18 protein-coding genes are annotated in these 19,960 nt (G+C 62.9%); 7 read left to right on the forward strand and 11 right to left on the reverse strand.

Annotated features, from left to right (window positions below; translation table 11 throughout):
* Window positions 1–31 precede the first annotated feature (31 nt).
* The 4 genes from rarD to lspA are packed head-to-tail and all read right to left on the reverse strand — an operon-like array spanning window position 32 to window position 3,271.
* Window positions 32–985 carry an EamA family transporter RarD gene (gene rarD / locus ATN37_RS05300; RefSeq protein WP_374103508.1) on the reverse strand — a complete coding sequence of 318 codons (954 nt, stop codon included), beginning with the start codon at window positions 983–985 and terminating at the stop codon, window positions 32–34.
* Window positions 982–1,665 (reverse strand): hypothetical protein, encoded by a 684-nt coding sequence (locus ATN37_RS05305; protein WP_007733159.1) that lies wholly within the window; start codon window positions 1,663–1,665, stop codon window positions 982–984. The genes rarD and ATN37_RS05305 overlap by 4 nt, the downstream gene beginning before the upstream one ends.
* Window positions 1,662–2,588 (reverse strand): RluA family pseudouridine synthase, encoded by a 927-nt coding sequence (locus ATN37_RS05310; protein WP_007733161.1) that lies wholly within the window; start codon window positions 2,586–2,588, stop codon window positions 1,662–1,664. The genes ATN37_RS05305 and ATN37_RS05310 overlap by 4 nt, the downstream gene beginning before the upstream one ends.
* Entirely contained in the window at window positions 2,585–3,271 is a 687-nt protein-coding gene (gene lspA, locus ATN37_RS05315) for a signal peptidase II (protein ID WP_054187270.1), read from the reverse strand. The genes ATN37_RS05310 and lspA overlap by 4 nt, the downstream gene beginning before the upstream one ends.
* Before the next feature lie 68 nt (window positions 3,272–3,339).
* Here lspA and ATN37_RS05320 point away from each other — a divergent pair, with 68 nt between their 5' ends.
* Both ATN37_RS05320 and ATN37_RS05325 read left to right on the forward strand, forming a co-directional pair.
* The gene (locus ATN37_RS05320; protein WP_063316140.1) at window positions 3,340–4,266 is read left to right on the forward strand and encodes a hypothetical protein; all 927 of its coding nucleotides are present in this window, start codon (window positions 3,340–3,342) and stop codon (window positions 4,264–4,266) included.
* A complete protein-coding gene (locus ATN37_RS05325) occupies window positions 4,263–5,030 on the forward strand; it encodes a sensor domain-containing protein (protein ID WP_256082668.1) in 768 nt (255 codons plus the stop codon). The genes ATN37_RS05320 and ATN37_RS05325 overlap by 4 nt, the downstream gene beginning before the upstream one ends.
* A gap of 364 nt (window positions 5,031–5,394) precedes the next feature.
* Here the strand turns inward: ATN37_RS05325 and ATN37_RS05330 are convergent, their stop codons facing one another.
* The 3 genes from ATN37_RS05330 to ATN37_RS05340 all read right to left on the reverse strand — a co-directional run bounded on the left by ATN37_RS05330 (window position 5,395) and on the right by ATN37_RS05340 (window position 8,916).
* Window positions 5,395–6,045, reverse strand: coding sequence for an NAD(P)-binding protein (locus ATN37_RS05330; RefSeq protein WP_218694877.1), 651 nt, complete (start codon window positions 6,043–6,045; stop codon window positions 5,395–5,397).
* Between the two features lie 228 nt (window positions 6,046–6,273).
* Window positions 6,274–7,689 carry a DUF1254 domain-containing protein gene (locus tag ATN37_RS05335; RefSeq protein ID WP_165638805.1) on the reverse strand — a complete coding sequence of 472 codons (1,416 nt, stop codon included), beginning with the start codon at window positions 7,687–7,689 and terminating at the stop codon, window positions 6,274–6,276.
* A 285-nt stretch (window positions 7,690–7,974) separates the two neighbouring features.
* Window positions 7,975–8,916 (reverse strand): helix-turn-helix domain-containing protein, encoded by a 942-nt coding sequence (locus ATN37_RS05340; RefSeq protein WP_081557978.1) that lies wholly within the window; start codon window positions 8,914–8,916, stop codon window positions 7,975–7,977.
* A gap of 155 nt (window positions 8,917–9,071) precedes the next feature.
* Between ATN37_RS05340 and ATN37_RS05345 the strand changes: the two genes are divergently transcribed.
* The 5 genes from ATN37_RS05345 (at window position 9,072) to ATN37_RS05365 (ending at window position 14,278) form a co-directional block, all read left to right on the forward strand.
* Window positions 9,072–10,670 (forward strand): MFS transporter, encoded by a 1,599-nt coding sequence (locus ATN37_RS05345; protein WP_256933147.1) that lies wholly within the window; start codon window positions 9,072–9,074, stop codon window positions 10,668–10,670.
* Window positions 10,654–11,487 (forward strand): SDR family NAD(P)-dependent oxidoreductase, encoded by an 834-nt coding sequence (locus ATN37_RS05350; protein WP_218694881.1) that lies wholly within the window; start codon window positions 10,654–10,656, stop codon window positions 11,485–11,487. Before ATN37_RS05345 ends, ATN37_RS05350 begins: the two co-directional genes overlap by 17 nt.
* Window positions 11,484–11,846 carry a YidH family protein gene (locus ATN37_RS05355; RefSeq protein ID WP_054781930.1) on the forward strand — a complete coding sequence of 121 codons (363 nt, stop codon included), beginning with the start codon at window positions 11,484–11,486 and terminating at the stop codon, window positions 11,844–11,846. Before ATN37_RS05350 ends, ATN37_RS05355 begins: the two co-directional genes overlap by 4 nt.
* Window positions 11,843–12,175: a DUF202 domain-containing protein gene (locus tag ATN37_RS05360; protein ID WP_218694883.1), complete on the forward strand. Its 333-nt coding sequence runs from the start codon at window positions 11,843–11,845 to the stop codon at window positions 12,173–12,175. The genes ATN37_RS05355 and ATN37_RS05360 overlap by 4 nt, the downstream gene beginning before the upstream one ends.
* A gap of 711 nt (window positions 12,176–12,886) precedes the next feature.
* Window positions 12,887–14,278, forward strand: a complete 1,392-nt coding sequence (locus tag ATN37_RS05365) for a glutamate decarboxylase (RefSeq protein WP_042921836.1) — start codon at window positions 12,887–12,889, stop codon at window positions 14,276–14,278.
* Between the two features lie 83 nt (window positions 14,279–14,361).
* Here ATN37_RS05365 and ATN37_RS05370 read toward each other — a convergent pair whose 3' ends face one another.
* The 4 genes from ATN37_RS05370 to ileS form a co-directional block, all read right to left on the reverse strand.
* Complete coding sequence (locus tag ATN37_RS05370) at window positions 14,362–14,856, reverse strand: hypothetical protein (RefSeq protein ID WP_223304502.1); 495 nt, start codon at window positions 14,854–14,856, stop codon at window positions 14,362–14,364.
* Between the two features lie 131 nt (window positions 14,857–14,987).
* The gene (locus tag ATN37_RS05375; RefSeq protein WP_042452844.1) at window positions 14,988–16,352 is read right to left on the reverse strand and encodes a DNA polymerase IV; all 1,365 of its coding nucleotides are present in this window, start codon (window positions 16,350–16,352) and stop codon (window positions 14,988–14,990) included.
* Window positions 16,353–16,388: 36 nt separating this feature from the next.
* Window positions 16,389–16,727 (reverse strand): TfoX/Sxy family protein, encoded by a 339-nt coding sequence (locus tag ATN37_RS05380; RefSeq protein ID WP_003941748.1) that lies wholly within the window; start codon window positions 16,725–16,727, stop codon window positions 16,389–16,391.
* Window positions 16,728–16,795: 68 nt separating this feature from the next.
* Window positions 16,796–19,909: an isoleucine--tRNA ligase gene (gene ileS / locus ATN37_RS05385; protein ID WP_218694885.1), complete on the reverse strand. Its 3,114-nt coding sequence runs from the start codon at window positions 19,907–19,909 to the stop codon at window positions 16,796–16,798.
* Between the last annotated feature and the right edge of the window lie 51 nt (window positions 19,910–19,960).

The following is a 19,960-nucleotide window of genomic DNA, read 5'->3' on the forward strand; positions in this document are numbered from 1 at the left end:
ACGTAGCGGAGTCGCCGTGCGCCGCCTCCGGTCACGTGACCGGAACCTCGGGTTCGGCGCTCGACCTCACCGAACGCCGCGAACGTCGACTGGCGACGAAGGTGTCTGTCGTGAAGATCACCAGTGCAGCCCAGATCAGAACGAAGCCGATCCACCGTGACGCCGGCATGTCCTCGTGCATGACGGCCACACCCCACGCCATCTGGAGCGCCGGGGTGAGGTACTGCAGCATGCCCATCGTCGCCAACGGAACTCTCTGAGCGGCGACGCCGAACAGGAGCAGCGGCAGCGCGGTGACCGGGCCGGCGGCAAGCAGCAACAGGCTGTGACCGGAACCGCTGCTGATGAATGCACCGGCCCCGGTCAGGCCGAGAAACACGAGGTAGCCGACCGCGAACGGTGCGGCAACGACTCCCTCGGCAGTCAAACTGGTTCGAGGATCGAGCGGAACCACCTTCTTGACCAACCCATAGGTGGCAAACGAGCCGGCGAGCAGCAAAGCGACGATCGGAGGTTTCCCGAAGTCGACCGTGATCACGACAACTGCCATGGCAGCGAGAACGAGTGCGGCGATCTGAGCGCGGCGCAATCGTTCGCGGAAGATCACGACGCCGAGCAGAACGGTGACCAGCGGGTTGATGAAGTACCCGAGAGCCGCCTCCACGACGCGGCCTGACACCACGGCATAGATGTACGTCCCCCAGTTCACGGCGATCGCCGCTGACGCCGCGGTCACCAGCAGCCAGGTGCGTGCGCTGATTCCGCGAAGCGATCCGAGGCGGCCGGCAAAGGCCAACACGATCAGCATCAACAGAAGGGTCCACACCACCCGGTGCGCCAGGATCTCGACCGGATCGGCGAAGTCGAGTAATCCGAAGAAGGCCGGGAACGTTCCCCACAACAGGAAAGCCGCCACACCGTAGAAGATCCCCGAGGACGAACGGGACTCAGCGCGTTCGTCCTTGTTCACAGAACCGGAGTTCACGGGACCGGACCATCGTCGGGGCCGGGAGCAACGACGTCCACGTACTCCGGCAGCAAGGGACGGACGGCTGCCAACCACGGCGAGGCGTCGGACGGCAACGCTTCCACTGCACGGACGTTCGAGTCATGTTCGATCGCTTCGAGTCCTTCGGGAGTCGCTCGCACCAGCACGCCCACCGCGCAGGCGCACCCGGCGGACAATTGCTTCGCCGACGCGAGCGCCACCTGTTGCTGACGATCGGTGTCGCCGCCGAGCGAGACCAGTCGCGTGGCTGCAACACCGGGCGATCTGCGTACTGCTTCGTCGTTGTCGGGAACGGGCACCGACATGAGCGGCGTCTGGACGCGCTCGATCGGAACTCGGAACATGACCCTGGACACGCGAACGCCCGAGACCTCAGCGCCCGGCACCTGAACACTGCTGGTCGACGTGATGACCTCGTCGACGGTGAGTGCCTTCGTGAACGAGACCAACGCCCATACCGGCCCATCGACCGACGCGACGGAATCTCGCGCTCGGTCGAGGTAGTCCGGGACAGCTTCCCCACTGTCCGGACCCAGGGTGTCCGTCCGGATCGGCGGGGTCGGCACGGGATTCGCGAACCCCACGCCCACCACCGCCGCCACACCGACCACCACCGCGACGACGGCCGGCGCGGGGGTAAGCCCGCGCGGTGTCATGAGGACCGGAGAACTTCGAGTGCGTGTTCGAGATCCTTCGGGTACTTGCTCTTGATCTCGACCCAGCGACCGTCCGCCGGATGTGCGAATCCAAGAGACACGGCGTGCAACCACTGGCGCTCGAGGCCGAGCCTTTCGGCAAGTCGAGGGTCCGCGCCGTAAGTCAGGTCACCGCAGCACGGATGGCGCAACGCCGAAAAGTGGACACGGATCTGGTGTGTGCGACCGGTTTCGAGGTGCACGTCCAGCAGACTCGCTGCCTGGAACGCCTCGATGGTGTCGTAGTGCGTGACGCTGGGCTTGCCGTCGGCCGTGACCGTGAATCGCCAGTCGTTCCCGTGATGGCGTCCGATGGGCGCGTCGATCGTTCCGCTGCTCGGGTCGGGATGTCCCTGCACGAGAGCGTGGTAGCGCTTGTCGATGGTCCGCTGCTTGAAAGCGCGCTTGAGCAACGTGTACGCGCGCTCGGATGTGGCAACCACCATGACACCCGACGTTCCGACGTCCAGGCGGTGGACGATGCCCTGACGCTCGTGGGCACCGGACGTCGAGATGCGGAAACCGGCCGCGGCAAGTCCGCCGATGACGGTCGGTCCCGTCCACCCGACGCTGGCGTGCGCGGCAACTCCGACGGGCTTGTCGACTGCCACGACGTCGTCGTCGGCGTAGAGGATCTCCATTCCCTCGACCGGTGTCGCTTCGATGGTCAGGGGCCGCGGCGGTTCGGGCAGGACTACCTCGAGCCACGACCCTGCGGTCAGACGATCGGACTTGCCGACGGCCACACCGTCGACGAGTACCGAGCCTTCTTCCGCGAGTGTCGCGACCACGGTGCGCGAGAGTCCGAGAAGGCGCGCGAGGCCGGCATCGACGCGCATGGCATCGAGACCGTCGGGCACTGGCATCGAACGGGATTCCCTCACTTGGTTTCTCCCTCGGCTGCAGCCTTCGATTCGGTGAGCTTCTTGTCGTCCGCCTTGTGATCACGCAGGCGTTCACCGTTGGGTTCGAAGCCGAACAGTGTCAGGACGACGAGCAGAATCGCGCCACAGACGATCGCGGAATCCGCGATGTTGAACACCGGCCACCAGCCGACGGAGACGAAATCCACCACATGTCCGCGCATGATTCCGGGAGAGCGGAAGAATCGGTCGACGAGGTTACCCAGCGCGCCGCCGAGAACGAGGCCGAGACCGAGCGCCCACCACGGTGATCGGAGCGTGCGACCGATCTTGATCACACCGATGACCACACCGATTGCGACGAGAGTGAGGATCCACGTCATCGACGTCGCCATCGAGAACGCTGCCCCCGGATTGCGCACCATCGTGAATGTGACCACGTCACCGATGATTTCGATCGGCTGCCCCGGTTTGACCGCGGCGACTGCCCACACCTTCGTGAGAATGTCCGAGAGCAGGATGACAGCGGCGATGGCAATGAGCATGGTCAGCCGGCGGGGCTTTTCGACCGGCGCAACCGCCAGGTCACCGTCTTCCGATTTCACGGCTTCCGGTTTCACGGTTTCGGACTCGTCGGCCTTCGAGATTTCGGTAATCGGCTGATCCTCCGCGTTGACATCTCGGTCTGGGTGGTCTGTACTCACGCAACCATCATCCCTCATGTTCACCGCACCGGGTCACGCACTCTGCAACTGCGGCTAGCCTGGAGCGCGTGCCACTGCTGTCCACGACCGGCCGACGCGTTCCGTTCGCCCTCGCTGCCCTCGCTCTCACCACCGTTCTCACCGCTTGCGGCGGTTCGGATCAACCTCCGAACACCCCGACCTCCTCGCCGAGTGAGGTGACTGTTCCGGTGACCGCCGCGACGGTCGAAGTTCTCGAGGCGGGAAGCGAGCCGCGCGAGGTTTTGCGTACGAACTTGCCTGTCGGCACCACGCAGACGGCGACGCTCGTCACCCAGGCCGTCGTGAGTCAGCAGATCGATCAACAACCGGCGCAGGATTTCTCTTCGCCGGAGATCACGATCCCGCTCTCGGCAAACGTGACCGCTGACGATCCCACCGCAGTCGTTGACCTCACGCTGTCGTCGATGACCTCGCCCGATGCAACGCTGCAGGCTGCGCTGAGCGGGGCCGACGGGTCTGCGGCCGGATTGTCGGTCACGGATTCGGGCGCCATCACCGCCCTACGGTTGAAGCCCTCCGCCAACTCGGCCAATGCTGCCCGCGCTGCAATCGAACAAGCGCTGGGCCAAGCGGTCTACCGGACCGTCGCACTCCCCGACGCTCCGGTCGGTGTCGGCGCACGTTGGGTGGTTCGGCAGCAAGTCAGCAGCGAAATCCTGCTCGATCAGACAACCACCGTCACGCTCACCGCGCGCGAGGGCAATCGGCTTTCGCTCGCGGTGGACGTATCGCAGACCCCGCAGAGCCCGGTCTGGAACCTGGCCGGTGACGCCGGAACGCTGAACATCGATCAGTACGTCATGGCCGGCTCCGGAAACCTCACCGTCGACCTCTCACTCCCCTTGCCGATCGACGGACAGATGACCGTCGGCGGCGACCAGGCATACGGCGACCCGGACAGCTCCTCGGTGATCCGGCAGACCATCTCCAACAGCATTCGGTGGGAATCGTGACACGCCGGTCGCTTCTCGCACTTGGTCTGACCGCAACGGCGGCACTGTTCGTCGTGACCGGTTGCGGCTCGGACGACTCGCCTGGTGCCGACACGACTACGCAGGTTTCCGCCCCACAGGTCGGCTTGGCGCCGTTCACGGCTGCTCCGGCCGCACCGCTGAGCGGGGCGCCTCTCGACCGTGACGGCCTGCAACGAGCCGCGCTCACCCTGTCCGAGCTACCTGCGGACTTCGACATAGTTCCCGACCCGGTCGACGACCTCGGCCTCGCACCGGCGCCGGAGAGTTCGGAGGCGGACAAGTCGAGCACCGACCCCGCCGTCTGCGCCCAGGTTCTGGCGCCGATAGCCACCCAGGCTCCCGGATCGGTCGCCGACCTCTCCGACATGTTCACCGGCCCCGATTTCACGAGCATCGATCAGGACTCTGCTTCGTACGCCGACGGCACCGCGGCAGCAGCAGCTTTCGAGAAACTTCAGACCACGCTGGCCGGGTGCGCGGAATATTCAGGAACCGATGCCGACGGAACGACAATCACCTATCGCGTGGGCGGAGCGTCGGACCCGAACGTTGGCGACGCGTCTTTCGCTTTCCGAATCATCACGGAGAGTGGCGGTTTCACCTTGGTTGCCGACGCGATCGTGGCCGCAGTCGGGACGACGTTGACTCAGCTGTCCGCGACGGCGCCGAGTCCGATCGCCCCCGATGTTCTCCACTCGATGGCATCGGCCGCCGCCGATCGCCTGCGCGCCCAGTCACCGTAAACAGTTCGGCCGGAAACACTCTCGCGAACCTCCGGACTATGTTCTTGTGAATGGAATTGCCTCGCTGACGCTTCTGTGGTCTGTCAGCGCTCGGAAGATCGCTGTCTTCGGCCTTGGAACACGAAAAGGACGGCGGCGTTCGCAGAGCGCCGACAGCCCTCGATTCCGTTCCGTTCACCGGCACCCTGGCGAGCGTGCGAATGCATCTACGACCGCAGTGAACAGCACCGTCTCGAACATCTACGCCGAGCAGGGAATGTCAATTGGTGACGGCCACCGCGCCCGCGTCGACCGACTGGCCGTTAAGGCTCGCAAAATATCGGCTCGATGTCCGCACGCGCCGGCGTATCGAGATCAGGGTGCCTCATTCGGCAGGCGTCATTATGCACACGTGCTCACGCTCGGCGAATCCGCGGCCGGCGGCGTACAGCTCGCCAACCTGGGTACGGGCCCATGCCTCGGCCTGTTCCGTCTCCGGCTCGTGTACCCAGTAGATCGCAAGGTACGAACCGTCCGCGATCTCGGCCGCGACCGGTCCGCTCGCCGGGAAGCGCAGGTCTTTGAGTCGCATCGGCGCCACCCAACGGCGACCTGCGAACCAGCCTGGACCGATCATGCAGCCCGAGTAGATATGCTCAGTCGGGATGTAACCGGTCTCTTCCAGGTAAGGCAGGTAGACGTACGACTCGACGTCACAGCGCACACCCGGGTACCGATTCCAATACCAGGTGCCGCCGAAGTCCGTTGCGACATCAAGAATCTTGAAGTTGGTGACACCGACTTTCTTCAGTTCGACGCCAGCACTGATACCCATGAAGCCGGCGCCGACGATGAGCACGTCGAGATCGGCGGTCAACGGCGGTGCGGTGCGAGAATCGCTCGCATTCGGATCGCTGTCGAACGATGCGAAAGTACCTTCGAAATCAATCGCCTGAACGGTGTCGGCCCCGGTATTCGGCAGACGTTTGTCGCGCTCGGCCGCGTACTTCTCCCGAAACGATTCGAGATCTTCCACCTTCCGTTGTGATACCCAGAGGTGCGGATCTTCTCGCACAGGTTGCCTTCGACAGTCGCGGAACCGATACGGTCCGGCAGATTTCTACTACTGCCGGACCGCCTCGGCACTGGGTCCGGCTCGCATCATGGATCCGACTCAACTTGTACACCAACTCAATTCATACACAGACAGTCGATGAAAGAGTGGCCATTCGCGCCTACGAAGGCGGGGACCGGAACCCGAGGGTCATGCCCCCGCGCGCACCACCGGGGGCATCGGATAGGTGCCGTCGATCAGCTGCGCCAGGGGGCCGTAGAAGCGAGCCGCAATCTGGAAGCCATCCGTCGCGGAGACAGGAAGCCAATTCCTGGCAAGATCAGAATCAGAGGGTCGCTCAGCCTGGAGGTAGAACGTCAACTTCCCGTCCCGAACGGCGTATTCTCCGGCTCGCGCGAGGTAACTCGTTGCGCTGTAACGGTTCTCAGAGTTTTCGATAAAGTAGCCCTGAGAGTCGTATACCGGGAGCTCCCAGAACTCGGTGACCGGCGGCAAATCCTCCACGTCGAATGTAATGGTGTAGCAGTTCGCACCATCGAGAGGGAAACCCTCGGCGTCGTCGAACAGGTAACCAATTGTGTGGGACTGAAAAGGCACTGGGGTGCCCCACGCCACGTCGTTAGCACCAGCTTTGGCACGGTAGTCGAGATCGTCGTAGAAAAGGCTGGATTGCAACTTCCACCCGCTCATATCCACCTGCGTCTTCTCGAATGCCTGCCTGGCATCGGTCCGCGCCCGCGCGAATCCGCGATCGATCACCTCGCGCTGTTCATCGGTGATCTGCGAGGGGTCGAAGCAAGTCCCCGGACGCAACCCGAGCCGAGCGAGATTCGCGAGGGCTTCCCGCTCCTTTACCGAATCCGACCGGCGAGTCATGGAAGGATCGTTGATTACCAAACTCAGGAGCTGTAGATAGTCGATCGCGGTCATCGACTTTCCGATGTCGGCAATCAGGTCCATCCGCGGAAACGTGGCGTAGTCGGACTTGACAATTGGCTGATCCGCGAGGTCCGGAACGCGGCCACCGCCGGCGTGCCACAGCGAAAGTGGAGCCGCGCGGACGCCCGTCACCGCGGCCCGTGCACCGGCCAGGTCCTGCTCAGTTCGACTCGTCACTGCCACGCGAACAGTGAGCACGAATGCATCGGACGGTGATCGCACGACCTCAGTGCCAGCGAACCCGGCCGGTAGGAGGCCTCTCCACCTCGGACCAACGATCACGTATCGCTGCGGCCCATTTCCGGTGAATTGCGATCCGGCCATGAAGAACCAGTCAATGTTCGGGCCAAGTGCCTGAATACTCCAGTACCGACCGTCAGCTACGCCCGGAGCTTCGATGACGACCGGATCGTTCGACAAGTCGAACATCCCACCGGAATAGAGCGTCGAGGCATTTACTGTCGTGGCGATGCGAACCTTGGCGTCGAACAAATCGAGGATCGGCTGGAGACGATTGAGCCCGCGATATGCCGGCTGCCCCTCCAAACCCGTGTAGACGTGCCGCAATTCGTAAAACCCGGCAAGATGTATGCCCCAGTCGAAGGCATCGGCGATCAGATCGCTGACATCGTCGACACTCAAAGACTGGTCGATCATGGTGGTCATCAAGGAACTCCTCGGGAGTCGTTACGTGTCAGTGAGATTCGCTCGACGCAAAGCCCTACACATCGCCGAAGAGGCGTCGGCGACAGCCTCCTCGCACGGCCGCAGCCTTAGCGTCGATACGCCTCACACAAATTGCGTCCCAGAACTGAACGACCCGGGCAGTGCGGCGACCGCGAGCAATCGGACTCGGGCGCCGCAACTTCCATTGACGGTCTAAATATCGACCAGCACGGTCGGATATGGGAACGGATTGAGGTTACAAGCCAATTCCTGACCAGTCAACGGTCAATTTCCGCGGCCGGCAAAGGGATTGCGGCCACCGACGTCGGATGTCACCGCGTCGGCCACCTGTTTCAGTGCCAACGCTCGGTTGGCGATTTCAAGGTTGCTGATCTCGCCGCCGACGTAGACGGTCAAAACGAGAGACTGGTGACCGTCCGCGTCGAAGGTCGGGGCCGCTACCAGGCTGACTGGGTGTTTTCCAGCGGAAGCGCGAACCGCTTCCCCGAGGAATCTCCGCTCGCCCAGACTCGACACCAGGTCACCGACAAGCTCGAGTACGGCAGGCGGCACGTCGTGCGCAGCAACCCCGGCCATCAGCCGGTGCAACCGCTGAACGGTCGGCGAGAGGTTCTCAACCAGATATCCTTCCGCCCGGCACTCGGCGGCCATCAGCCGGATGTGTTCGAAGTCTGTCCCGACAGCCAGCGCGGACTCACTCCGCAGCCAACGTTCCAGCTCCTCGTCCGGTTCCCACAGCATGAACATGAGCCCCAGCGGCGGCGCGAACGGATACACGTCGCCGACACTGGCCGGCGGCTCGACGCCCGGGGGCGCGACCATCTCGAGAACCATGACATTGTCGCCAACCACGGCCGATGCCATACAGATAGCGCTGAACTGCTCACTCAGGCCCTCGAGACGGTCGCGCACCATCGAGCCCAGCGCAAAATCGCGCTGGGCCGCCCGCCCGGCCGAGACCAATGCTGGCCCAAGCCCGTAAGACTTGGTCTGTGTGTCACGAATGAGATATCCGCACGCGGTCAGTTCGGTCACGATGCCGAGACAGGTCGGTTTGGTGATTTCGCATCGTCGCGCAAGCTCTGAAAGACCGAAACGCTTCCCCTGGTTACGCACCAAAAAGTCGATAACCTGCACTACGCGCGCAGTGGGCGGCGACACGACCTCCCTGCCTGCCGAGCGGTCCGCCACTTCGGAATCAACCATTGACCAATCCTTCCCAAGGCACCTACAGTAACGCGCATCACCTTACCGCATCGGTCGATATTTCGACCAATTGCGACACAACCTTGATACGCGCACTCCGTGCTCCCAAAGTCCCTCACGGCCGACATCGCCGAATGTTCCGGGTCCGCGGACTCATGGATCGACGTTCGAATCGCCACGAAACCACAACTCAAGGAAACGAGACTGTCGTGACTCGACCTACCCCCCTACCGCCGCAACAACGCCGAGCGCCTGAACGATCAACCAAATACTATGTGGGCCTGTTGATCTCGATCGTTCTACTGTTCGAAGTCGCCCCCCTCGAATACAGCATGATGTACCCATCACTGCGATACATGGCGGCCGAATTCAACACTCCTGACATCGGCTGGGTGGTGACCATCCTCGGTCTTGTCGGGGTCGTCAGCTTGCCGATCATCGGCAAGCTCGGAGACATCTACGGCAAGAAGCGCATGCTGATGGTCGTCGCCGGCATATTCAGCATCGGAACGCTGACCTGCGCCCTCGCCCCGACCTTTCCGATTCTGCTGCTCGGGCGCGCCCTCGAGGCCGCGAGCGTCGGCATGACCCCGCTCGCTTACGGCCTCATCCGCGATGTCTTCCCACGACGCATGATCCCCGTGGCCCTGTCGGCAGTGTCCACCGGCATCGGATTCAACGGTATCGCCGGCCCGCTCATCGGCGGCTACCTCTCGACCGAGTTCGGTTACCGCGCAATCTTCTGGTTCCTCCTCGCCTATGTCGCCGTCATCGCCCCGGCGGTCTATTTCACCGCGCCGGAATCGCCGCTGCGCCTGTCCCACCAGCTCGACTGGGTAGGCGCGGGCCTGCTGGGCGGCGGATCATTGCTGCTGATGCTCTCCATCAACCAGGGTCGCTCTTGGGGATGGGACTCACCAAAGACGCTGATTGCGTTCGCGGTCTCTGCGGTCCTGAGCGCGGTGTTCGTCCTCTACGAATTGCACACCACGCAACCTCTGATCGACATGCGGGTGCTGTGGGCGCGTGCCATGCGCAGCACGATGCTCGCAAGCTTACTCGGCTCATTCGCTATCGGTGGATACGCGTTCGCGTTGCCACTGATGCTCATGACGCCACGGGTTGACGGCATCTCTTACGGGTTCGGGCTCACTGCCTTCGCCTTCGCGCTGTGGACTCTCCCACATGGCATCCTCGCCATGGCGAGCGGCCCCCTGGCCGGACTGCTCGCGCGCAGCAGTGGCCCCCGGGCGAGCCTCATCGTCGCCATGACCGCGATCATGATCAGCCTGAGCCTGCTGGCCTTTGTGCACGACCAACAGTGGCAGATCATCACACTGGTCGCCATCTTCGGCGTCGGCCAGGGATTCTTCTACGCAGCCAGCGCCAACCTTGTCGTCGAAGCGGTACCGCCATCTCAGACGGGGGCGAACGCCGGCGTACTCGGCTCCAGCAACAGCCTCGGCGCTGCATTCGGCGTCACCATCCTCAGCGCGATCCTCTCCGCGCACATTTGGTCCTTCGACCAAGGCACACGCCAGATCATTTACACGGATGCGGGATTCACCTACGTCTTCCTACTACTCGGTGCACTCGGCGCCATCGGTCTCATAGTGGCGTTCACGATGAGTCACGGACGCGCCCCCGCCTCCGGCGGAGCAACGATTGGCGCGAATACTGCACGTCCTGCCGCCGCGACAATACCGGTCAAGCAACAGTCCCCCACGGAGGCCACAAGTGACTATCACGCATGACAAGTTCTCCGGCGGCACCGCCGTCATCACCGGCGCGGCATCCGGAATCGGCGAGGGGCTCGCACGACACGCGGCCTCCATCGGAATGAACGTGGTGTTAGCGGACATCGACATGCCCCGGGCCGAACAACTCGCGGCCGAACTGTCAACGGCAGCCACCGAGGCCACTGCGGTCCAGACGGACGTCAGTGACCCGTCGTCGGTGGAGGGGCTGGCCCGGGCCGCGTACGAGCGGTTCGGCTCTGTCCGATTGCTCGTCAACAACGCCGGGATCGAGGCCTCTGGCCTATTTTGGGAGGTTCCGATAGACCGCTGGCAGCGGTTGCTGTCGATAAATGTGGGCGGTGTGCTCAACGGGGTCCACGCATTCCTCCCACGAATGATCGCGTCTGGCGAGGAGGCATACGTGCTCAATCTCAGCTCTATCGGTGGCCTCAGCGCGGGCGCACTGCAATCGCCATATCTCACGAGTAAGCACGCGGTGCTAGCCCTGACCGAGACGCTCTACCTGGACGTGAAGACCGTCGGCGCTCCCATTCAGGTATCGGCAGTGCTCCCGGGCGCGGTACGGACCCAGATCTATTCAGGTGCGTCAGCCAGCGGCCTGGCCGGTGAAGCGCTTCGCGAGCAACTCGACCGGTACCTCGGCCAGGGCCTGACACCCGAGCAGGCTGCAGAGAGCATCTTCGCTCAGCTCGCGAAAGGCGCATTCTGGATCGGCACACAGCCGGAGGTCCTCGAGGCCTTCGCCGCATATCACGCGGATCATCTCACGAAGCTCACCCCGCCGGCCCCCTTCGTCGCCGTCGCCAAATGAGACCGTTCTGGTGCCCCGGTGCGTTCCGGGTCGGCGAAGACCCGGACCCTCGATTCACCCTGGCCAACGAACGCACATTCCTCGCCTGGATCCGGACCGCCCTGGCTTTGGTTGCCGCCGCCGTCGGCTTCGAGGCATTCGGCTCCGAGATGGTTGGCCCCACCGTTCACGCCACCCTGGTAGTTGGCGTGTTGACTGGGTCAACCATGCTGTCTGTCAGTGCATTTCATCGATGGATCGCGGTCGAACGCGCTTTGCGGTTGGGGCGAAGCCTCCCAGTCCCTACGTTCGCAGGCATCGCCGCGGGGCTTGTACTGGGATCCGCGCTGACGTTGTTGATGGTCGAGGTGACGCGGTGACACCCCTTCAACCCACACATGCCGACCGAGGGCTACAGCCAGAACGGACCACGATGGCATGGGTTCGGACTGGTACCTCCTTGGCTACGGCGGCGCTGATCTACCTGCGCTATGTCCCCGGCCCAACAGTCGCAATCGGTATTCTCGGGGGAAGCACGCTGATCGGTGCAGTCGGCATTATTGCAATCAGTCACCGAGGGCACCGCCGCAGATCCGACGATTTCGGGATCGGCCGCAGCTTCCCGGGGCCAACACGAAATTCAGCGCTGGTGTTGCTGGTCGCCACCTTGGCCATCAGCGCCGGGATCTTGGTGCTCGCCAGCCTGTGAATCGATGATGCTCCACGACCAAGCACGGCGCCCTGAACGCAATTTCACCAAAGGAGCCGAGCGCCGAGGCCAGGCGCCCCCGACACCCGAATCACCAAACCTCCAAAGTTCGACGGTTTTCGAAGATGTGGAATCCGCTGGCGGACAGGCTCACCGGCGATCAGGTCGCCGCGGGACAGACATGCGAACTCGCTCGCTGCACTGACGAGCGATGGGCAGGATCCTGTCGGCCGAAGGGTGTTTGCCGACAGGATCCGGCCCGAAGCTTCACTCGCGCTGTCGCAACTCGCGTTCGATCGTGCCTGCGTACCTCCAGCCACGAAATCTCCCGGGTGACGCTACTAAGACCGTCGGAGTCGCGGTGACTCTGCGAATTCATGTCAACCGGCGGATCGCTCCAGGAGGCAAGCCATCTGCGATCCGGCCCTTTCGTCGCAGTTGCGATCAGCGAAACAGAAGTCCGTCCTCGATTGCGGCGCGGCGGGCGCAGGGCCTCTGATTCTCGCCTGTCCTTGCCTCGCATCGTAGGCCCACTCATGATTGTCACCACCGTGTGTTCTTTCGCCGCTTTCTACGATGTGTGCAGACTAGGACTTCAGACCGGATACTTGATTGATCATGGACCCTTTGACAACTGCCCGTCCACACTGAACGGTGAGAGTAGGTACGAAACAGACCAACGCGACACACTGATGTGAGGAGCCAGAGTTCATGCCGGAACCCAGAAGGTCAGATCACACCGATTACGTAGCCGTCAATCCGATCTTCTCGAGGCCTGGCGAGGATTCGGTTGCATCGAAGTACACACTCGAACCCGACGGCATGCTTCCCGAGACCGCGTATCAGATCGTCCACGACGAAACGATGCTCGACGGCAATGCGCGGCTCAATCTCGCGACGTTCGTCAGCACGTGGATGGACGATCACGCCACCAAACTGTATGCCGAGTCGTTCGACAAGAACATGATCGACAAGGACGAGTATCCGCAGACCGCCGCGATCGAAACCTATTGCTGGCGCATCCTTGCCGACCTCTGGCACTCGCCCTCCCCCAAGGACGCAATCGGCACCTCGACGATCGGTTCGTCCGAAGCCTGCATGCTCGGCGGCCTGGCGATGAAACGACGCTGGCAGCACGCACGAAAAGCCGCGGGCAAGTCCACCGAAAAGCCAAATCTCATCATGAGTTCCGCGGTCCAGGTGTGCTGGGAGAAGTTCTGCAACTACTGGGACGTCGAAGCGCGTTACGTGCCGATCAGCGAGGAACACCGCACCCTCGACGGTCACGATCTGGACAAGTATGTCGACGAGAACACCATCGGCGTCGTCGCGATCATGGGCGTCACGTACACCGGGATGTACGAGCCGGTCCTGGAAATCTCGAAGGCACTCGATGCGATCCAGGCGAAGACGGGACTCGACGTCCCCATCCACGTCGACGGCGCTTCCGGTGCGATGATCGCACCGTTCCTTCAGCCCGAACTCGAATGGGATTTCCGGCTCCCGCGCGTCCACTCCATCAACACCTCGGCGCACAAGTACGGGCTCGTCTACCCCGGCCTCGGCTGGGTGGTCTGGCGATCGCAGGATCTACTTCCCGACGACCTCGTCTTCAAGGTGAGCTACCTCGGCGGCAGTATGCCGACCTTCGCACTGAACTTCTCGCGCCCCGGCGCTCAGGTGATCCTGCAGTTCTACTTGTTCCTGCGTCTCGGCCACGACGGCTATCGCGCGATCCAGCAGTCCTCCCAGGACGTGGCGAAATTTCTCGCCGAAGGGATCGGGAAACTCGACGCGTTCGAACTGTGGAACGACGGTTCCGACATCCCGGTCTTCGCGTGGCGCCTCGCCGAGGGGCACACGTCCAACTGGACGCTGTACGACCTCTCGGACCGGTTGCGAGGCAAGGGCTGGTTGGTGCCGGCCTACCCCATGCCGGACGATCTCGCGGATCTGACAGTGCAGCGCATCGTGGTTCGTAACGGACTGAGCATGGACCTGGCGGCCAATCTGCTGCGCATCATCGAAGAGGAAACCGCGTTCCTCGACGAACTGGACAGCCCGATGCCGCGGCCGCGCGTCACCGAGGGATTCCATCACTGACGTCGCTTACCACGTGAAGAGCGGCCGCCCACTCCCCTTCGGGAGTCGGCGGCCGCTCTGGTGTTTCAGGTGTTACCGAGAGATCAAGCAGCGCAAGCCGGCGAGGTCAGACCTGCAACGCCGACGATCTGGCAAGCGGTGGTCTTCGAGAGCTTCCAGACGCCGTCTTCGTAGACGAACGAAGCCTGCAGGCCCTGCTGCAGCGGCTGGCCGTTGACGACGATGTTCAGCGAAGCTGCTGCCGTCTCGCTGCCCGTGTCGGTGACCGGGTCGAGGATCTCGACCTGCGCGCCGGCAGCCTTGGCGGCAGCGGCGACCTGGTTGATCAGCTCGGGATCAGCCTCGGCGCCCTGGACGAGGTTGACCTTGTCTGCGGCCGGAACGGTTTCGTCGAGTGCCTGGGCGACCTTGGCGTTGAGCTCAGGGGCGGTCGGCAACGCGACCGGCGCATCTGTCGAGTCCGAGGCCGTCGTGGTCGTCGTGGTCTTCGACGTCGTGGTGGGCGAGTCGGTCTTGTCATCCGAGCCACAAGCGGTCATCGTCAGGGCTGCTGCGATCGCCACGGCTGCAACGGTCATCTTCTGAAGCTTCAACTTCTCAGTCCTATCCATTCGGGTGTTCACATTCGAGCGTCAGTCGAACATCGTGCTTGCTCGAGGATCGTCGACAACATTACCCAACGGTAAGCGGAAAAAGTCTAAGGACATCCTCAGAGAAGGCTGTCGACCGCATCTGCTACCTCGAGCACCTCATCGGATTCGGCAAAGGTTTTGGCGATTCCCGTTCCGCTGGAACGGGTTTCGAAGCGAACGGTGACCACGCCGTGCCCGGCGCCCTGCACCCAACCGTGTCCGTATTCTGGATGCTTCACGTCCAAACCGGGGTGCCAGTAGCGCTGAGGGACACGTGCTGCCACCGGAACGTCGAGTTCGGCCTCATCGAGGGCGCCCGTGAGAGTCTCGACCGGATAGCCGGGAACATCCTGATCCAACTCGGGAAAAAGTGATCCTTGCCGAACGGTGGACAAACCGGCGAATCCCACACCGACCAGGCGAATCGGCCCCAATTCCTGTGGATCGATGACCTGTTTCTGCGCAGTCGCGATGAGGATTTGGCGGTCGATGGTGGCAAACGGCAGCGTCACGGATCGAGTCAAGATACTCATATCGGACTTCTTGAGCTTCAGTACGACGGTGCGAGCAGCTCTTCCGTCCTTCTCCAGCCTGGAAAATGCTGCACGACCACTACTTTCGACGGCGGCGCGCAGTTGCGCCATCGTGACGATGTCTGCGGCGAAAGTGGATTCCGCGCTGATCTGCTTGGATTCGGCACGCTCGGCGACCGGCCGATCGTCGATCCCCTGCGCAAGCCGATGCAACCCCGGACCGACAGTGGTTCCGAGTATCGACGCCACCTCCGCTATGGGAGTGCGGGCAAACCCACCGATGGTTTCGATGCCGAGACGCTTGAGCTTTTCCTCGGCGACGGGACCGATCCCCCAGAGCTTTCGCACCGGCAGTGGATCGAGCAACTCGTGCTGCATCCCGGGAGGAATCACTGCGACGCCGTCGGGCTTTGCCAGTCCCGACGCGATCTTGGCGACCTGCTTACCTGCGCCGGCCCCGATCGAAGCGACCAACCCGGTCTCGGCTTTGATCAACGCCCGCAGGTCCTCGCAAAACGCGCGGACCTCGTCAGCTCCGACACCGGCCAACTCCACCGGTTCCCCGAAAGCCTCGTCCACCGACAGTTGCTCGAGGATCGGCATACGAAGGCGCAACGCGTCGAAGGTGCGTTTACTCAGAACCGAATACAACGACATCCGCGGTGGCAATACCACCGCTCCACCACCGACCATCCGGCGTGCTTGATGCATCGGCATTGCCGAACGCGCACCGAAAACTCTCGCTTCGTAACTTGCCCCGGCCACCACCCCGCGCCCGCCCAAGCCGCCGACCAGCACCGGGCGACCTCGCAGAGTGGGACGCGTCAACTGCTCGGCGGAAGCGAAAAACGCATCCATGTCGAGATGCAGCACCCACCTACGACTTCGTGTGGGATCACCTTGATTCATCGGGCGTTACGGTTCTCTCAAAAGTAGGTGCAGAATTTACGTCCGCGCCTTCTTCTTCGGCGACTTCTTCTTCGGCAGGGGCAATACGTCGGCAGTCCGTTGAATGAAGGCGTGCAGGTGATCGAGGTCCTGCAACCGTTCCTCCGTCACCCGGTAATAATCCTTCGCTCCCGGGTACGGCGGAGCCAGATCGGCCTCTGATCCGAACTCCGTACTGACCTCGGTGGGTTTGACGAACAGAACGTCTCCGCAGATCAAGCCCACGATCTTCTCGTCGCAATACAGTCCGTACTCGCCGAACATCGCCCTTGCCCGCACGTCGAGCGGTTCCAACTGCTCGAGAATGCGCGCCACGGTTTCCTTGCTCGTGCTCATGAGAGCAAACTACTCCGGCACCCCGACATACAGACATTCATCGGGGAGCCGGAGTAGCTATGGCGGTATTAGACCTTCGTGATCGCGGCGCGGATACCGTCACCGAGATCGACGGCGTCGTCTCCCGCTTCACCCACCGAGAAGGAGGTGGCCAGAACCTCACCGGCGATCAATTCGCGATGACGCTCCGCCCACTCCTTGCAGTCCTGCGGAACCTCGAGCACGACGTTGATCCGGTCCGAGACGTCGAAACCGGCGGCGCGGCGCGCATCCTGCAACTGACGGATACGGTCCTTCGCCCATCCCTCGGCTTCGAGTTCCTCCGTCACCGCGGAATCGAGTACGACCAGTCCCGCACCGTCCGGCAGTGCAGCCGTCGAATCCGGCTCGGCCGCAACCAGTTTCTGCGTGTACTCCTCGGGCAGCAGTTCGATGCCCGCCGCAACCACGACGCCGTCCGCGTTCTCGGTCCAGTCGCCCGCCTTGACCGCCTTGATGACAGTCTGAACGGCCTTGCCCAGACGCGGTCCTGCAGCACGCGCATTGACCGCGATCTCGAAGCGCCCGTGCACGTCGACGTCATCGGTCAGATCAACCTTCTTGACGTTGACCTCGTCGGCGATCAGTCCGAGGAACGGACGCAGACGCTCGGCATCCGGCGCCGCAACCGTGACCTCGGGCAGCGGAAGACGAACACGCAGATTCTGCGCCTTGCGCAGGCTCAGCACCGTGGAGCACACGGTCCGGACGTCGTCCATCGCCGCTACCAGCTCGGGGTTCGCGGGGAGCTCCGACGCCTCGGGCCAATCAGCCAGGTGAACCGAGCGCTCCCCGGTCAGCCCGCGCCAGATCACCTCGGACACCAGCGGCAACAGCGGCGCAGCGAGACGCGTCACGACCTCGAGCACGGTGTGCAGGGTGTCGATCGCGTCGCGATCCTCGTCCCAGAACCGCGAACGAGACCGTCGCACATACCAGTTGGTGAGCGCATCACAGAACAACCGAAGCTCGTCGCACGCGCCGGCGATGTCGTTGACCTCGAGGGCCTCGGTGATCACGTCGCGGGTGGTAGCGAGCTTGGCCAGGATGTACTGATCGAGGATGTTCTCCGAGTCGGTACGCCACACACCGGATTCCGGGGCGTACAACTGCAGGAAGCTCCAGGCGTTCCACAGCGGGAGCAATGCCTGACGCACACCTTCGCGGATGCCCTGCTCGGTCACGATGAGGTTTCCGCCGCGCAAGATCGGCGAAGACATCAGGAACCATCGCATCGCATCGCTGCCGTCGCGGTTGAACACCTCCTTCACGTCCGGGTAGTTGCCCTTGGACTTGCTCATCTTGAGTCCGTCGTCGCCGAGCACGATGCCGTGCGCAGCAACGGTTTTGAACGCCGGACGATCGAAGAGTGCGGTGGCCAGCACGTGCAGCGTGTAGAACCAGCCGCGAGTCTGCCCGTTGTACTCGACGATGAAATCGCCCGGGAAATGACCCTCGAACCATTCACGGTTCTCGAATGGGTAGTGCACCTGCGCGTACGGCATCGAACCGGATTCGAACCAGCAGTCGAGCACCTCGGGAACGCGGCGCATCATCGACTTCCCGGTCGGGTCGTCGGGGTTCGGGCGGACCAGGTCGTCGATCATCGGGCGATGCAGATCGGTCGGACGCACACCGAAGTCTGCCTCCAACTGATCGAGCGATCCGTAGACGTCCGTACGCGGGTACTGCGGATCGTCCGACACCCACACCGGGATCGGGCTGCCCCAGTAGCGGTTTCGGCTGATGTTCCAGTCGCGTGCACCTTCGAGCCACTTGCCGAACTGGCCGTCACGGATGTGCTCGGGCACCCACGTGATGTCCTTGTTCAGCTCGACCATGCGATCGCGGAACTTGGTGACCGCGACGAACCACGAGGGAACCGCCATGTAGATGAGCGGCTGCCCACTGCGCCAACTGTGCGGGTACGAGTGCTCGATCGTCTCGTGCCGCAGCAGCTTTCCAGCGGCCTTGAGGTCCTTGATGATGACCGGGTTGGCGTCGAAGACCATCAAGCCCTCGTACGGCGGAACCATCGAGGTGAACTTTCCACCCGGATCGAGCGGCTGCACGACCTCGATACCGTTGGCCGTGGCGACATCCATATCCTCCTCACCGAAAGCCGGTGCGAGGTGGACGATTCCGGTTCCGGAATCGGTTGTCACGTAGTCGGCCGAAAGCACGACGTGCGCGTTCGGATGTCCGAGGAAGAAGTCGAACGGCGGTGTGTACGACAGTCCGACCAGCTCGGCGCCCTTGTGACGGGAAACGACCTCGGGGTCCTCCCCCAGCTCACGTGCGTAATGAGCAACCCGTGCTTCCGCGAGCACGTACCGCTTTCCGTCCTCGCCGAGCACCTGGACGTAGTCGACCTCGGGATGAACCGCAGTGGCCAAGTTGGACGGCAGTGTCCACGGAGTCGTGGTCCAGATGATCGCGTTTGCGCCGTCCAATGGTGAACCCGGAGCGACCAGCGGCATGTCGACCGTGACTGCAGGATCCTGACGCATCTTGTACGCGTCGTCGAGACGAGTCTCTTGATTGGACAGCGGAGTCTGCTCGTACCAGCTGTAGGGCAGCACGCGGAAGCCCTGATAGATCAGGCCCTTGTCGTGCAGCTCCTTGAAGGCCCACATGACGGACTCCATGAAGTCGACGTCCAGGGTCTTGTAGTCGTTGTCGAAGTCGACCCAACGTGCCTGGCGGGTGACGTAGTCGCGCCACTCGTCGGTGTACTTGAGCACCGAGGCCTTGCAGTACTCGTTGAACTTGGCCAGACCCATGACTTCGATCTCGGCCTTGTCCTTGATGCCGAGTTGCTTCTCCGCTTCGAGTTCTGCGGGCAGGCCATGGCAGTCCCAGCCGAAGCGTCGCTCGACCTTGCGTCCACGCATGGTCTGGAAGCGCGGCACCAGGTCCTTGACGTACCCCGTCAGCAGGTGACCGTAATGCGGCAAGCCGTTTGCGAAAGGCGGTCCGTCGTAGAAAACGAACTCTTCGCTGCCGTCCCGATTGGAAACCGACGCACGGAAGGTGTCGTCGTCGTCCCACTGTTTCAGGACTTTCTGTTCCAGTTCGGGGAACTTGACTCCGGTGTCGGCGGGGACACCGTAGTCGACTTTGGGATACCCGTTACTCGCCATGGCGATCTCCTCGTGCCAGTCGGACTCGGCACGGGGACGACGTGGCGCTTG

The organism is Rhodococcus sp. MH15 (assembly GCF_019266045.1).
In the GTDB taxonomy this organism is placed as follows: domain Bacteria; phylum Actinomycetota; class Actinomycetes; order Mycobacteriales; family Mycobacteriaceae; genus Rhodococcus_F; species Rhodococcus_F qingshengii.